Below are 15,040 nucleotides of genomic sequence, written 5' to 3'. Positions count from 1 at the left end.
ATAAAAAGGATTAAGAAATGTGACGTTGTTACAGCCTGGTTACCAATCGACTACTGACCCGTCGAGGGCGTTGTACGTTTCGGGGTTCTTCCAGTCGTGGCCGATCTTGTCTTTCATCTGGGCTTCGTCGAGTTCAATGCCTAACCCCGGCCCGCGTGGTATCAGAACCGTGCCATCCGACTGGAGCTTGAACGGATTTTTCAGGTAGCCTTCGCCCAGCGAAACCTGTTCCTGGACGAGGAAATTCGGCACACTGGCGGCCAGATGAAGCCCTACCGCCAGCGAGATCGGTCCCATTGGGTTATGGGGGGCGATGGGTACGTAATAGGCCTCGGCCATACCGGCGATGATACGTCCTTCGGTAATGCCTCCGGCATGGCAGAGGTCAGGCTGAATAATGCTGACCGCCCGCTTTTCGAGCAGTTCGCGAAAGCCCCACTTCGTGAAGATGCGCTCGCCAGCGGCAATGGGCAGGTGCGTTCCCCTGGCGATGTCGGCCAGTATGTCTACGTTCTGCGCCTGCACCGGCTCCTCAACGAACATGGGCTTATACGGCTCCAGCTCTTTAATCAGAAGCTTTGAGGTTTGGGGCGGAATGCTGCCATGGAAGTCAATGGCAATGTCCATGTCGTCGCCCCCGGCATCGCGCAACGACGCAAAGTTGTCGATGGCGTACTTGATAAATTTCGGGTTCTCAACGATGTTGGCCGGGTTCTTTTTGGCAACGCCGGTCTTAATAACCGTGTAGCCTTCCGCCTTTCGTTTCTTCATATCCTCGGCGTTGCTGGCCCGGCCGTATACGCGCACCCGATCGCGCGTTGGTCCGCCCAGCAGTTCATACACCGGTACGTTCAGCAGCTTCCCTTTAATGTCCCACAGGGCATGATCTATACCGCTCAGGGCGCTCGTCAGGATAGGGCCACCCCGGTAAAAGGCGTGCCGGTAAATTGCCTGCCAGTGGTGCACGACCTGTCGGGGGTCTTTACCCAGCAAGTAGGGCTCAACTTCTTTGATTGCCGTTTGGATAGTCAGTGCCCGGCCTTCGAGCAGAGGTTCGCCTAAGCCGACAATGCCTACGTCGGTATGAATTTTCAGAAAAATCCACCGGGGCTTAACCAGAAAGGTTTCGAGCTTCGTAATCTTCACTTTACCATAGTCCGCAAAGTGGCCGGGAGTATGGGCATACGACGCTTCGGGCAAAGCCGTTATGCTCGCTCCAACAGCGCCTAATACCGACTGTATAGCTGTTCGGCGGGATACAATACCAGTTTTCTTCATACATATTGTCGGCTAGGGGTCAATTTAATCGTTTAAGCAGTAAAAGGGTTAAGTATAAGTTTGCAGTGGGCTTACCAACCTATGTAAGTCATTGTGGTGTCAGGTTTAAGAACCTGACACCAGGGTAATGCCATGCTGTTCTTTATGGCCGAATGATCGTCCCGTCCATCTTCCGTACCTGCCAGTTCGACTTGGTCGAAATCGGGTATTTAGCCGCTTCTTTCTCGTTGATATCCACCCCCAGGCCGGGTACTTCGTTTACCGACATGTAGCCTTTGTCCATAGTTGGGCAACCGCTGAATACGTCCTTCATTTTATCGGAAAACGATACGGCTTCCTGTATCCCGAAATTCCAGACGGCCAGGTCAATATGCGCGTGCGCTGCGTGCCCCACGGGTGATACGTCTCCCGGTCCGTGCCAGGCGGTACGTACGTTGAACCACTCACCCAGCCGGGCCACTTTCATGGCGGGCGTAATGCCCCCGATCTGCGAAACGTGAATCCGGATGTAGTCGAACCACTGGTTCACCATCGGCTCCTTAAACTCATTGATGTTGTTAAACAGCTCCCCCATCGCGATCGGCACGGTGGTTGTCTGGCGCAGTTGGGCGAACCATTTCATGTTCTCGGGCGAGAAGGGGTCTTCAATAAAGAACGGGCGATAGTCTTCCAGCTTTTTGATCATGTTGATGGCTTCCATTGGCTGCACCCGCTCATGGATGTCGTGGAGCAGTTCAATCTCTTCCCCGCATTGTTTGCGTACTACGTCGAACATCTTGGGCACCGATTTTAGATAGCCCTGTACGTTCATATAAGCGTCACCTTCGTAACCAAAATTAGCCGTTTTGAAGTCGGGCTTATCGGTGGTTGAGCCAACAGCACCATAGCCGCCCTGTTGAATTCGAATGTATTTGAAGCCCTGTTCCATGAACTTCTTCACACTCTCGGCGGCTGCTTCGGGTGTGTTACCACCGGCGTGGGTATAGCAGGGAACGGCAAAGCGAACCTTGCCACCGAGCAGTTGGTAGACCGGCATGCCCGCCCGTTTGCCTTTAATGTCCCACAGGGCCTGATCCAATCCGCTCAGGGCGTTATTCAGCACCGGTCCGTTCCGCCAGTACGAGCTTACGTAGGCCGATTGCCACATGTCTTCAATGTTGTCGACATCTTTACCCACGCAGAAATCATTGAGGTAGGAGTTGATGGCCACCACCACAGCCGCAGCCCGCTGGGTAAACGTAGCGCAGCCTAAACCGTACAGACCAGGCTCGGTGGTTTCAACTTTAACGACAATCAGATTTGAGCCCTGCGGAGCCGTAGCAATGGCTTTTACACTTTTGATTTTAACGGGTGCCGCTCCTTTTGCATAGGCTGGCGTCTCTTTCTGCGCCTGTGCCTGGGCAGTCGAGTTGCCCCCAAATAAACCGAGCATACCGGCCGATGAGCCGAAGCCAAGCATTTTCAACGTTTCCCGGCGATTGTAATCCAGTTGATTCATAAGAAAAAAGACTTGATAAGTTTACTACGTGACGGACGGCGCTTTACCCCTCCACTCGTTCTGGTGAAGGGGTAAAGGGGTAAATCCTACTTTTTATCCCACCACACGCGGGTATCCAGGGTGTTCGGTCCCTGGCGGGTGATGGCTTCGTTCAGTTTGCCGGAGTTGACAATAATCTCACTATCCGGATAAGGCAGCCGGCGGATGAAGTCGCCCTTGACTTCCGAGCCGGGATACGGGTTTTTCTTCAAGGCTGGATAGCCACTGCGCCGGAAGTTGGCCCAGGCTTCGGTACCATCCAGGAAACTGGCCACCCAGTATTGCGTATTGATCAGTTCCAGTCCATTGGCGGCATCGTACGGATGCGCATCCAGATACGCCTTAATCGAAGCTTCGGGAATAGGGGTGCCATAGGCGGCCATTTGTTCCAGATTGGCCCGGATACCTTTGGCGTAGTAATCTGCCGCCGTTCCGGTTACCCAACCGCGTGTAGCCGCTTCGGCCAGCAGGAGCAGGGTTTGTGCATACGTAACGTGAAACTCGGGAGAGTCCAGTTTCAGCACCGTACTAAGGTTGACCTGGGTGTAATCCCACAAACTGACGACTTTGTTGGCCGCAAACGTGCTGGCAATCGATACATCGTTATAGCCCATCGGCATTCCGATCTGAACCGCCGGGTCCGACGAGGCTCGTGCGGCAACCTGCTCCTGACCACCTTTGGCCCCTACGTAACGTACCGCGAAAATGGGCAAACGTGGGTCGTTGTTGGCTTTCAGGTAATCGACAAAGGGGGCCGCCAGGTAGAAATTGGTTTTCTCCCGGGCTTGCAAGTGATTGGCAATGTAATTGTTATACAGCGACGTATGCCGAAGCGTCGAATTGTCGGCGTTCGACTGGAATACACCACCCGCCACGGCTTTTTTCACGTACGACTCCGCCATGGCCGGGTCAACTTTGGTCAGGCGCATGCCGGCCCGTAGCATGAGCGAGTAACCCAGCTTTTTCCATTTCGCTACGTCGCCCCCGTACAGAATATCCGTCACCACGGCGGGCTGAGCGGTGGTCAGCGCGGTCGAAGCCTCGTCCAGTTCTTTCAGAATATCCTTGTAGATGTCCTGCTGGGCGTCGTATTTGGGTGTAATGATTTCAGTTGTATACCCCTGTCCCGCTTCCGTATAAGGAATATCGCCATACGTATCGGTCAGAATCATAAACACATACGCGCGCCAGATGCGGGCGGCCTGATACGTATTGATTTGCAGCGGATCAGACTTGGTTTGATCAAGTACGGCCACCAGCTGTTTCACGACGTTGCGGTAGAAATTCTGCCAGACCAACGGCGTATTGCTGTTGTTGACCTGGTCATAGTTCGCGCCGGAAAGCGAGCTGCCATAAGGCGTAATGATCTGTTGCACAATGCCGAAGTTATACGTCAGCATGCCCAGCGTACCGAATCCGTCGAGGTAGCTGGTGTTGATGATGGCTTTGTTCAGCACCATCGACGCAGCCAGCGAAGTCGGATCTACTTTGTTGGTGTTTACTTCGGTAAAGCCCTTATCGCAGCTCGTCAACAACCCCAGCGAGAGCGTTAACGTGAGAATATACTTGAGATATTTTTTCATGTCTTTACGTCGTTACAACGGCTGGGTTTAGAATCGAACATTGAGGTTGAATCCCATCGTACGGGTTGGCGGAAGGCCGGGCCAGAAATCAAGTCCAACCGAGTTGTCCGACGATACCATGGCTTCTTCAGGGTCCATGTTTTCAGTCCACTTCTTGATCACCAAGACGTTATTGGCGACAGCGCTCAGCTTAATGCCTTTGATGAACAGGCGCTCGGGTAGCAGTTTGGTGAAATCGTAGCCAATCGTGATCTGACGCAGCTTCCAGAAACCAGCGTTGTTCACAAAATCTTCGTGGATGCCCAGCGGGTTGAGCGACTCGTAGAAAGGCTGTACGGCAGCTTTGGTTTTGTTGATTTCACCGTTCGGGTTCACGCCATCGCCAATCACGTAACCTACATCGCGACCGGGTAATGTCCGTTTCGACAGCCCGTGACGCAGGTAATTAATGTTACGCCCCGTGATCATTTTGTGGCCCAGTTTGAAGTCGATCAGGGCCGATACCGTAATGCCCCGGTAGGTAAACGTATTCGTAATCCCACCAAAATAGGTTGGCAAGGCGTTACCCACATTCACCAGCGTATTGTTTCGGAGTGGCATCCCGCTGTTGGCGTCGTACACTTTACGCCCCTGCGCATCACGCAGGTACATGAAGGTGTACAACTGCCCGATGGGTTTTCCCACGACCTGATTCAGCACCCGGCCGCTGCCACCGCTAACTGTAATCACCGTATCGTTCGGCGACAGACCCAGCTGCAGCACTTTGGATGTATTGTACGATACGTTGGCGTTGATATCCCAACGGAAGGCGTTCGTAACTACCGGCGAGAAGTTGACGGCCAGCTCAAGCCCCTGGTTCATACTACGGCCTACGTTGATCAGCTTGTTGGTATAGGAAGAAGCATCCGAAACCTGAGCGGCCAGAATCTGGTCGTTGGTGGTTTTGTGGTAATACGTGAAATCTAAGCCTAATTTGCTATTAAACAGCCTCAATTCCAGACCCACTTCGGCTTCCTCGATACGTAATGGACGCAGGTTTTTGTTCGGAACCGTCGATGCATTAATGCCACCTACCGGCACGAGCTGACCCGCCGGATTCGGGAACGAGTTGTTATCGACCTGATAGTAAAGCGCGTTCGAATAGGGCGCTACGTTGTCCGAACCGACCTGCGCGTAAGCTGCCCGGATTTTGCCGAAAGAAATCCATTCTGGCAGTTTGGGGAAGGCCTGCGAGAACACGAAGCTCCCCGTTACGGATGGGTACAGAATGCTGCGGTTCGATTCGGCCAGCGTTGAGAACCAGTCATTACGGGCCGTTGCGGTCAGGAAAAGATAATCGTTATAGGAGACTGTAGCCGAGCCGAACAGCGAGTTGATTTTTTTCTCCGACAAGGCGTAAACTGGATTTTTGACTCGTCCGTTCGCTACTGTATACAAGCCCGGCTGCACGAAATCCTGGACTGTTACGCTGTTATAATCGTTGCGTGCGTAGCGGGCATTACCACCTAGCGCAACATCCACGCCAATTTTGCCAAACGTTTTGTTACCGCCCAGAATAAAGTCGATGTTCCGTTCGGTATTCTGGCGTACGTCCTGCGTGTACGAACCGTTTACGTAGCCGGTAGGCGCTTTAGCGATAGGCGCGTAACCGTTCGGAATATTATAGTCCTGATTCCGAATGTAGTAATCCTGTGCGATACGTCCCTGGAGGTAGAGCCAATCCGTTATCTGGTAGCGAAGAGCGAGATTACCAAAAATGCGGTCGCGGAGGATATTTTCGAAGTGGTAGTTCATCGAATAGTACGGGTTGTTGCGTACCAGAAAGCGCGAGAACACAAATTCATCGCCATTTGGCTGGGTCTGATTCTGACGCAGCGCATCGAACGGCATGGAGTTCGCCAGCGTGAAAATTACGGTCGATACCGAGAAATCCTGCGCGTTCAGCTGGGGGGGGTTGATGTTATTCTCTTTTGAATAATTAATGTTTCCCGAAGCGGTCAGTCGGCTGTTGATGTTCTGCGAAAAACCCAGGTTAATCACCTTTCGGTTGAAGGAGTTGTTCTCCATAATACCCTTGTTATCGGTATTACTGAACGACAGGTTGAAGCCGCCATTTGGCCCGTTGTTGGACACCGCTACCGTATTGGTAAAGTTGGTACCAGTGCGGTAAAACTGTTTCACCCGGTTCCGAACGGGCTCATACGGCCAGGTTTCGTTGTCGAACAGCACCTGCGTCATGCCCGGCTCGAATTTTTCGCCAAAGCTCCAGACGCCAGAAGTTGGATTAGCTGCCGTGGGCCGTTTTCCACCTTCACCCTGGCCGTATTCGTATTGAAAATCAGTGAAGTCCAGCGCCGTTTCGGTGGTGAAGTTTGTGTTATACGTAACGCCAAAGCCTTTGCCTGCGCCCCGACTTTTGGTCGTGATCATCACCACGCCATCTTTTGCGCGGGAACCGTACAGGGCGGCTGCCGTACCGCCTTTTAGTACGGTCATGGTTTCAATGTCGTCGGGGTTAATCGACGACAGACCATCGCCACCGTCGGAGTTGTTCATGGCGCGGTTACCAAAGTCACCGCCGAGCGAGTAGTTGGAGTTGTCGATGGGAACGCCGTTCACTACGATCAGCGGGTTGTTCTGACCACTGAACGACGACTGACCGCGAATCCGAATCTTTGCCGTTCCGGCCGGTCCAGAACCCATCGTCGTAATGTTGACACCGGCCATTTTCCCCTGCAAACCGCTCACGAAGTTGTTGGTGCGGTTTACCGAAATCTGGTCGGCACTGACCGTTGCGGTTGCATAACCCAGCGTCTTTGCTTCCCGCTTGATACCAAGCGCCGTAACGACAACTTCGTCAATGGCTTTCGCATCTTCTACCAGTTGCACGTTGATGACTGATCGGTTCTTAACCGGAATCGTCTGCGTTACATAGCTAATAAAGGAAAACACCAGCGAGGCATTGTCAGAAACGGTAATGGTGTAGTTACCCGAGGCATCGGTAGCTGTACCCGTCGTACTACCATTCACGACAACGTTCACCCCCGGCAGCCCCTGGCTGTCAGACCCGGTCACTCGGCCGGTCACCCGGTTAGTCTGAGCAAACGTAATGCAGACGCCCAGCAACAGATAACACAAGGTAAGGATTAGAGATTTTTTCATATTTGAAAAGGATTAAAGGAAAAGGAATAGGCACTGAATTCATCTGGGTTAAAGGATAATAAAAGCTTGAGTAGTTAAATTTTCTTCAGCGTACGAAAACACGTTCTCACTCCAGTACTTTTCCGGACCAACATCGTTCTGAGCGCTGTATACAGACTTTATATAATTCGAGAAAGTGTTTGCTTACCAGTTATGGATTGCGCCGTCGGGGCTTTTCAGAATCGGGTGTGGAAACTTGGTTTTCTCGGTTATTTCCATGACGAAGGTGGCCTTCTTCGGATCAAACTTGACGCCTAGACCCGGATTGGGATTCAGATACAGCTTCCCATTTTTGAAGTTTATGTAATCTTCGTTGAAGTAAGCGGGGCGCTCCGGCTCTCCGCCACCTAATTCCATCAGGCACCGATTGGGACTACTCGAGCCTAATACGTGGACCAGTGCCGCCGTTGATAAAGGGCCCGTAAAATGCGGGATCATGCCTATGTAATGCGTTTCGCACAGGGCAGCTATCTTCTTTAGCTCTGAAATGCCACCCGTATTCGGTAACGTAACGCGGGTGTAATCAATCAGGCGATCTTCGATCAGTTCGTTAGTATCCCAGCGATCGCCGAACTGCTCACCGACGGCAATCGGTACTTTTGTCATGGTACGTACCGTCTTATAAACGCCGGGATTTTCGGACCGGACAATGTCTTCGATGAAATACGGCTCTAAGTTTTCCAGGGCCGAGCAGATTTTAATTCCTTCGGTCAGGTCAAACCGGGTGTGCAGGTCGATGGCCCACTTGCCCCCACCGCCTACGGCCGCATCAATACGTTTACAGAATTCGATCGTCTTTTTGGCGTTATCATAAAAATCGAACGGCTGATCGCCATTACCCCCGGTCGGTCCAATCCGGTAGGCACGTAGCCCCGCTTCAATACAATCGCGGGCGCGCTCTTCTTCGGTTTTAGCTTTCGAAGCTCGGAACCCGGTCGCGTAACACTCCACGTAATCACGGGTAGCCCCGCCGAGCAGTTCATACACCGGTACGTCAAGCGCCTTGCCTTTGATGTCCCAGAGGGCCATTTCGAGAGCACCTAACGCATGAAGTTTTTCGCGGCCGGGCGGATAAAACATACCCCGGTACACATTCTGCCAGATGTGCTCAGCGCGGAATGGATCTTCGCCAATCATCATTTGTGCGCACTGCTCAATAACGTCTTTGAAACCGCCTTCACCAATACCGACTATGCCTCCGTCGGTTTCGATCTCGACAATACCACGAGCCTGATTAAAAAGCGGCTTATTATAGCCCGGTGCGCTGTAGTAGCGAATTTTGGTGATTTTCAGCTTCGGTGCGCTTTGAGCTAAACTCGCCGGTATACCAGTCCATAAGGCGGTAGAACCGATTAAAGCGGATTTTATGAAATTACGTCGTTGCATGAAAAGTTAACGGTTTGGGAAAAGCTTAAACGATTAAGCACCTAGTTAAAACTATATCGGAATCAGTCGTTTTGTTTCTGAAGACGCTTTGGCAATTAACTCTGCTTCCATACGTATCTGGGCGGGTTCTTTCAGCTGACCTTTCATTTTATTGACCAGTACCTCAACAGCCGTTTGGCCTAAACGGACAATAGGCTGCTTTAAGTAGGTTATCGGGCAGTAGTAAAGCTCAAACACCTCAGCCTGACCGAAACTGACAATAGCCAGATCAGTCGGCACCTTCAACTTTAGTTCGTTGATGCGTTTCAGGCCGTTAATGGCCAGACTATAGGTTGCGAATAGTATAGCATCGACCGCTGGCTCGGCGGCAAGCATGGCGTTGAGAGCGGCTTTAACCCCACGATCAATGTCGTTTATTCGAACCTTTTTCAACCAGGCTTTCTGAACCACGATGCCCTTATCGGTAAGTGATTCGGTATAGCCTCTGATCCGTTCCTTCATATGGAACATCGCTGATTCGTAGGCAATCATGCCAATTCGCTGGTAGCCGTTCCCGATCAGGTGTGTGCCAGCGTCGTAAGCGGCTTTATAATGGTCGGTGGATACGAAATCAGTTGATATATCGGGAAAATACCTGTCCAGTAAAACGAACGGTACGTTCTTATCTTTCAGAAAATGAATCTGCTCTTCGGAACCTTCGGACGACACGATAATGAAGCCGTCCACTTGTCTATTGATCAATACGTTCAATAAGTCACGCGACTTATCGGCACTTTCGTCGGAGCTACCGATAATGACCGTGTAGCCGTAATGCTTCGCTTCGTCTTCGACCACGCGGGCGATGTTGGCAAAAAACGGGTTCGATATATCGGCGATAATCAACCCAATGGTGTGCGTTTTTCCGCTTCGTAAACTTTTCGCCAGATGGTTCGGGCGATAGTTCAGTTCCTCAGCGATCTGCCTGATTTTAATGGCGATCTCCTGCCCTACCCGACTCTCTTTTTCTTTCCCGTTCAGCACGTACGACACTAAGGCTATGGAGACGCCTGCCCTTTGTGCAATATCCTTTAAGGAAGTTTTTTTAGTATTCATCCACGATCAAAAGTATGCTTAATCCTTTAAACAAAAAATATTTCATACTTTTTTTTACGAAACTGAAACAAGTAGGTGATGTAACCGACGCAAATCCGCTGGCTGAACAGCCTTAAAAAAGCACGAGCAGGCTCTGAACGCCCACTCGTGCCATGAGTACTATAAAAGTCGAAACGCCCTTAAAAGCCTTCTGCTTTAATTTCCTTTTCTGTAATAACTCCGTATTTTTTCACCTTGTCCCGGATAGCTTCGGCCTTACCAATCAAGACAAATTGCAGGTTATTCTTCGGGAAATATTTATCAATGATTTCACGCGTCTTCGCCACGGTCAGCCCATCGACGTTCTTCTGAAAATTGTTAATAAACGATTCATTGAAGCCTAAACTGAACATATCGGTCAGGAGGTTTGCCAGTGAACTAGCCGATTCGTAGTTAGGCGGAAAATCCCCCTTTACGTAGTTCTTGGCCGAACTCAGCGTTTTTTCGTCGATACCCGTGCGGTGCAGACTATCGAGCACCTGCAAAGCCATATCGATTGCCTGCGTGGTGGTGCTAACCTTGGTGAAGGTTGAGATAGCGAACGTACCGCTGTTTCGATACGTACCAAAGCGGCTATTGGCACCGTAAGTCAGCCCGGAGTTTACCCGCAAGGCGTCGTTCAGCCAGGAGGTAAAGCGCCCACCCAGAATCGTATTCACGACCACAACGGGAATGTAATCGGGATTACTCTGCGTAATGCCTTTGCCACCGATCAAAAACGTCGTCTCGCGAGCATCGTCTTTGTTGACCAGCAGCACCCGATTCTTATCGAACGTAAACGTAGGTTCGGCTAGCTTGGATGACGTAGCGGCCGCCGTTTTCCAGTTACCGAACAGGTTCGTAATGCGCTTTTTCATGTCGGCGGTGTTGAAATCACCGACAACAGCAATGGCCGCCCGATCAGCCGTGTAGTTTTTCTGGTAGAACTGACGGGTATCATTGGCGCTGATGGCCGACACAGCTACAGGCGTACCCGTAATCGGGTTGGCATACGGATGGCTTTCGAACACAAACCGGTTAAAATACGAGCTAACCACCGATCGAGGACTTTCTTTCTGCTGCGTCAGTTGGAGCAATTGCCGCTGCTTGTACTTATCAAACTCGGCCTGGTCGAAGGTTGGCTTTGTAATGACATCCTGAATAATGTCGAACAGCAAATCCTGATCTTTTACGGCAAACGAGGCCGAAAGTTTAGCTACTTCCTTACCGGCATACGTATCAATGCTGGCACCAACGTACTCAGCCTTTTCTTCCAGTTGTGCCTTGGTGTACTTCGAGCTACCGAACAGCAAGGCATCGGCCGTCATGTTGGCCAGCCCATAGCGGTTACCATCCTGCACCGCCCCGGCATCGAATACAACCGAAACGTTAATTAAGGGCACCTCACGTTGCTCCATCAGGTAAACAGTAAGGCCGTTCTTCAATTTAAACGTTTGGTAAGGCGGCACCTTAAACGTTTGCGCCATCGACACCCCCGCCAGGAGCAGCGCCGTAATCAGGGTAAGTATGAATTTCATGTATGGTCGTAATGAGGAGATTAGTTAGAACCGGCCGACTTTTTGGGTTCGGGAAGCAGGTAGCCAACGGTACGGTTACGCGTTGTCAGATAGGTTTTGGCTACGCGTTGTACATCTTCTTTGGTTACTTTCTCGTACAACTCCGGGGCCTCGTAGAGCTTTCTATAGTCACCAAAGAACAGTTCGTAGGTGCCCAGCGAGTTAGCTTTACCGTTAATAGTCTCCATCGTCCGGTAGAACTCCATCAGTTTCTGATTTTTCAGCTTCTGCAACTCAACATCGGTGATGCCTTCGTTAGCAACTTTGTCGATCTGATACAGCACCGACCGTTCCAGTTGCTCGGCCGATACGTTGTTGGCCGCAATGGCGTAGACATAAAACAGGTTTGGATCAAACGATTCGCCGAAGTTGGTGAACGTGCGCGACGCAATGGTTGAGTCGAGCACCAGCGATTTCACCAGACGCGACGAGTTGCCACCACTCAATATACCGCTCAGCAGATCCAGCGCGTAATAATCAGAATGGCGGGTAGCGGGCGTATGGTAAGCCATCAGAATGTTTGGCGTAGCAATGTCTTTGTACGTCGTTACGCGTCGCTCACCGTTCTGGAGAGGTTCTACCGTACGCAGGCTATCGGGTGATTTTTGAGCCGGAATTGGCTCGATGTATTTCTGGGCTAATTGCTTAACCTGAGCCGCCGTGATGTCGCCAACGACAACAGCCACTGCGTTGTTCGGCGAATAATACGTTTTAAAGTACCGCTCCAGATCCGCCTGCGACCATTTTTTGATGTCCGACTCAAAGCCAATAACGGGAAACATGTACGGGTGCTCGGTAAACGCGGTAGCTTTCACCAGCTCACTAATAACCCGATAGTTGCTGTTTTCGAGCCCCGTGCTACGTTCCGACAGCACCACACCCCGCTCGCTCTCGACCATCTTCGGGTCAATGGCCAGATCGCGAATGCGGTCGGCTTCGAGGTCGAAAATTGTTTCGAGGGCTCCACTTTGAAACCAGTCGGTATACACCGTAGTATTTTCGGTCGTATAAGCGTTGTTCGACCCGCCGTTCGCTTCCATAACCCGGTCGAATTGCTTAGGACCGTATTTCTTGGCTCCGTTGAACATCATGTGCTCGAAGAAGTGCGACAGGCCCGTAATACCGTGCACTTCATTACGGGCACCCACCTTCCAGAAGGTATAGAAGTTCGCGTTGGGAATCGAGTGGTCTTCGAGAACCATGAATTTCATGCCGTTCTTCAACGTAAATGTCTGCACATCTTCGGGCTTGGGCTTATTTTGCGCCACGGCCACGACGGCAGCCGAAAGCAGCATCCCCGCCAACAGACTCATTGGTTTGTTCATATTACAGGTAATGTGGTTGGGTAACCCCTAAAATTAAGCGTGGCTGAGCGTATTACAAAAAGGTACTTTTGCCGTGTTGACACGTGAAGAACACCTAAACGCTAATTCCATGAATCAATCGATATGGTCGCTGAGCGGCCAGCGTGCCCTGGTTACCGGCGGCACCAAAGGCATCGGCGAAGCCATTGTGCGGCAGTTTCTCGACCTTGGCGCTGCCGTCTTCCTGGTCGCTCGCGACAATGAACTATTACAAACCCAATTAGCGGGCTACCGGCAGCAGGGCCATACGGTTGAGGGCATTGCTGCCGATGTCAGTCAGCCCGGCGTAGCGACTCAGGTCATTGACGCCGTTCGGGCCAAGTGGGATAGCCTGCACATTCTGGTCAATAACGCGGGGACGAACATTCGTAAACCTACCGCCGAATACAATACGGATGACTACAACCATGTGCTGAATACCAATTTGCGCTCGGCCTACGAGCTAACGCAGGCTGCTTACCCGCTTCTGAAAGCATCGGGCGATGGCAAAGTCGTGATGGTATCGTCGGTGTCGGGCTTGTCGCACACAAGCAGTGGTTCACTCTACGGTATGACGAAAGCCGCCATGTTGCAGTTGACCCGCAATCTGGCAGTTGAGTGGGCGGGTGATTCGATCCGTGTGAATGCTGTAGCGCCCTGGTACATCAAAACGCCACTGGCCTCGCCCGTGCTTACAAATCCCGAAAAACTGGAAGGAATCTTAAAACGGACACCGATGAAGCGCGTCGGCGAACCCGATGAAGTAGCCTCAGTGGTGTCATTTCTGAGTATGCCCGCATCCGGTTACGTCACCGGCCAGACCATCGCCGTAGATGGTGGGCTCTTGTCGTGGGCGTATTGATTGGTACCGCGGGCTTTAACACCGTTGTTAATAGAAAGGCTGACACGCAGCCGCGCTGCGTGTCAGCAAAATGCTGGCTGCTAATCTTAAAGACAGGCTAAAGTTCGTACTCCGAACTACACACCTTTTACCATCGCTTTCATCTTCTCGAAAGCCGTTTTGGTTACGGTCAGCGGGTCCTGGGCGTAGTAATTTTTGTTGAACACTTCCAGCGATAACACAATTGGACGATCGGGCCGTTTGATTTGCGTCAGCGTTTCCCGAATGGGAGCCACTCCATCACCGGGGAACACGCGATCAGCATCGGTGATTTTCTCCGGGGTAAAATCGGCGGTATAGTCGTTGACGTGGAAAATTTCGATGGCCGGTTTGCCCACTAATTTGAGGCTGTCCCGGCTAGAGCCTCCTTTATAGAGGTGATAGATATCCAATAATAACCGGGCTGATGGGTGACCGCTTTCGATCGCAACGAACATTACCTCGCTCAGCTTGTTCAGGTTTTTTGAAAAGCCCCACAGTTCAAGCTGCGGAATAACGCCCGTCTTGTCACTTACTTCGAGAATTTTTCGGTAGCGCTCTGCGATTTTATACAGATCAAGTTTTGGGCTGTTCGGTGCCTGAGCGCCAACGGCTGGGGTCGCCACGCGCTTACAGTCGATTTGCGCCAGCAGTTCCATCTCCCGTTGAAGCTGCTCGACACCTTTGGCACGGGCTGCATCATCGTCGATAATCCAGGGAGCAAAGCCAATCGCGTTTTCTACGCGTATGCCTAAGTCACTAAGGCGTTTTTTCAATTCTGGCAGCGTTCCGCCCGATTTAAGGTACTCCTGAAGGCTGTCGATCCAGATTTCAACGGCTCGAAATCCGCCTTTCGAGGCTGTTTCCAGCTCTTTTACCAAACCGAGCTTATGCCCTCGGATGGTGCTCAGGTTCAGGCAGAGGGTAAAGCCAGGGTCAGCGGCTACAGAATTCGCTGGCGAACCGGATACTGCCGCCGATGCGTCATTGGAAACGAACGGTAAGGTGAAACTAGCAGCTACTGCCGCCAGGGTCTGGCGACGGGTTACGGATTGGGACATAAACGTTGGACGATCGTGCAGGTTGGTTTACGTACGAACAGTAGGCGTCAGCTTGTCAGAGCTGACGCCATATATAGCTTTAAA

10 protein-coding genes are annotated in these 15,040 nt (G+C 51.6%); 1 reads left to right on the top strand and 9 read right to left on the bottom strand.

The window, feature by feature from the left end; all coding sequences use genetic code 11:
* Positions 1 to 39 precede the first annotated feature (39 nt).
* The 8 genes from dgoD to ACYVBJ_RS12520 all read right to left on the bottom strand — a co-directional run bounded on the left by dgoD (position 40) and on the right by ACYVBJ_RS12520 (position 12,997).
* Positions 40 to 1,278, bottom strand: a complete 1,239-nt coding sequence (gene dgoD, locus ACYVBJ_RS12555) for a galactonate dehydratase (protein WP_460982643.1) — start codon at positions 1,276 to 1,278, stop codon at positions 40 to 42.
* A gap of 142 nt (positions 1,279 to 1,420) precedes the next feature.
* Positions 1,421 to 2,776 carry an enolase C-terminal domain-like protein gene (locus ACYVBJ_RS12550; protein WP_460982642.1) on the bottom strand — a complete coding sequence of 452 codons (1,356 nt, stop codon included), beginning with the start codon at positions 2,774 to 2,776 and terminating at the stop codon, positions 1,421 to 1,423.
* Between the two features lie 86 nt (positions 2,777 to 2,862).
* The gene (locus tag ACYVBJ_RS12545) at positions 2,863 to 4,398 is read right to left on the bottom strand and encodes a SusD/RagB family nutrient-binding outer membrane lipoprotein (protein ID WP_460982641.1); all 1,536 of its coding nucleotides are present in this window, start codon (positions 4,396 to 4,398) and stop codon (positions 2,863 to 2,865) included.
* Between the two features lie 27 nt (positions 4,399 to 4,425).
* Complete coding sequence (locus ACYVBJ_RS12540) at positions 4,426 to 7,560, bottom strand: SusC/RagA family TonB-linked outer membrane protein (protein ID WP_460982640.1); 3,135 nt, start codon at positions 7,558 to 7,560, stop codon at positions 4,426 to 4,428.
* A 183-nt stretch (positions 7,561 to 7,743) separates the two neighbouring features.
* Entirely contained in the window at positions 7,744 to 8,985 is a 1,242-nt protein-coding gene (locus ACYVBJ_RS12535) for a mandelate racemase/muconate lactonizing enzyme family protein (protein ID WP_460982639.1), read from the bottom strand.
* Between the two features lie 51 nt (positions 8,986 to 9,036).
* Positions 9,037 to 10,077: a LacI family DNA-binding transcriptional regulator gene (locus ACYVBJ_RS12530; protein WP_460982638.1), complete on the bottom strand. Its 1,041-nt coding sequence runs from the start codon at positions 10,075 to 10,077 to the stop codon at positions 9,037 to 9,039.
* A 179-nt stretch (positions 10,078 to 10,256) separates the two neighbouring features.
* The gene (locus ACYVBJ_RS12525; protein WP_460982637.1) at positions 10,257 to 11,633 is read right to left on the bottom strand and encodes a M16 family metallopeptidase; all 1,377 of its coding nucleotides are present in this window, start codon (positions 11,631 to 11,633) and stop codon (positions 10,257 to 10,259) included.
* A 20-nt stretch (positions 11,634 to 11,653) separates the two neighbouring features.
* Positions 11,654 to 12,997: a M16 family metallopeptidase gene (locus ACYVBJ_RS12520; protein ID WP_460982636.1), complete on the bottom strand. Its 1,344-nt coding sequence runs from the start codon at positions 12,995 to 12,997 to the stop codon at positions 11,654 to 11,656.
* Positions 12,998 to 13,106: 109 nt separating this feature from the next.
* On the opposite strand from ACYVBJ_RS12520, the gene ACYVBJ_RS12515 reads away from it, so the two are divergent.
* Positions 13,107 to 13,877 (top strand): SDR family oxidoreductase, encoded by a 771-nt coding sequence (locus ACYVBJ_RS12515; RefSeq protein WP_460982635.1) that lies wholly within the window; start codon positions 13,107 to 13,109, stop codon positions 13,875 to 13,877.
* Between the two features lie 116 nt (positions 13,878 to 13,993).
* Here the strand turns inward: ACYVBJ_RS12515 and ACYVBJ_RS12510 are convergent, their stop codons facing one another.
* A complete protein-coding gene (locus ACYVBJ_RS12510; protein WP_460982634.1) occupies positions 13,994 to 14,956 on the bottom strand; it encodes a sugar phosphate isomerase/epimerase family protein in 963 nt (320 codons plus the stop codon).
* Positions 14,957 to 15,040 lie beyond the last annotated feature (84 nt).

The sequence above is a fragment of the Spirosoma fluminis genome (assembly GCF_054778895.1).
Note: the sequence above shows the minus strand (reverse complement) of the source record. Positions and strands in the feature narration are given on the sequence as shown.

Bases quoted from the DNA above. Each gene is read 5' to 3' on its own strand.
- dgoD (WP_460982643.1), bottom strand. From the start codon at position 1,278: ATGAAGAAAACTGGTATTGTATCCCGCCGAACAGCTATACAGTCGGTA.
- ACYVBJ_RS12550 (WP_460982642.1), bottom strand. From the start codon at position 2,776: ATGAATCAACTGGATTACAATCGCCGGGAAACGTTGAAAATGCTTGGC.
- ACYVBJ_RS12545 (WP_460982641.1), bottom strand. From the start codon at position 4,398: ATGAAAAAATATCTCAAGTATATTCTCACGTTAACGCTCTCGCTGGGG.
- ACYVBJ_RS12540 (WP_460982640.1), bottom strand. From the start codon at position 7,560: ATGAAAAAATCTCTAATCCTTACCTTGTGTTATCTGTTGCTGGGCGTC.
- ACYVBJ_RS12535 (WP_460982639.1), bottom strand. From the start codon at position 8,985: ATGCAACGACGTAATTTCATAAAATCCGCTTTAATCGGTTCTACCGCC.
- ACYVBJ_RS12530 (WP_460982638.1), bottom strand. From the start codon at position 10,077: ATGAATACTAAAAAAACTTCCTTAAAGGATATTGCACAAAGGGCAGGC.
- ACYVBJ_RS12525 (WP_460982637.1), bottom strand. From the start codon at position 11,633: ATGAAATTCATACTTACCCTGATTACGGCGCTGCTCCTGGCGGGGGTG.
- ACYVBJ_RS12520 (WP_460982636.1), bottom strand. From the start codon at position 12,997: ATGAACAAACCAATGAGTCTGTTGGCGGGGATGCTGCTTTCGGCTGCC.
- ACYVBJ_RS12515 (WP_460982635.1), top strand. From the start codon at position 13,107: ATGAATCAATCGATATGGTCGCTGAGCGGCCAGCGTGCCCTGGTTACC.
- ACYVBJ_RS12510 (WP_460982634.1), bottom strand. From the start codon at position 14,956: ATGTCCCAATCCGTAACCCGTCGCCAGACCCTGGCGGCAGTAGCTGCT.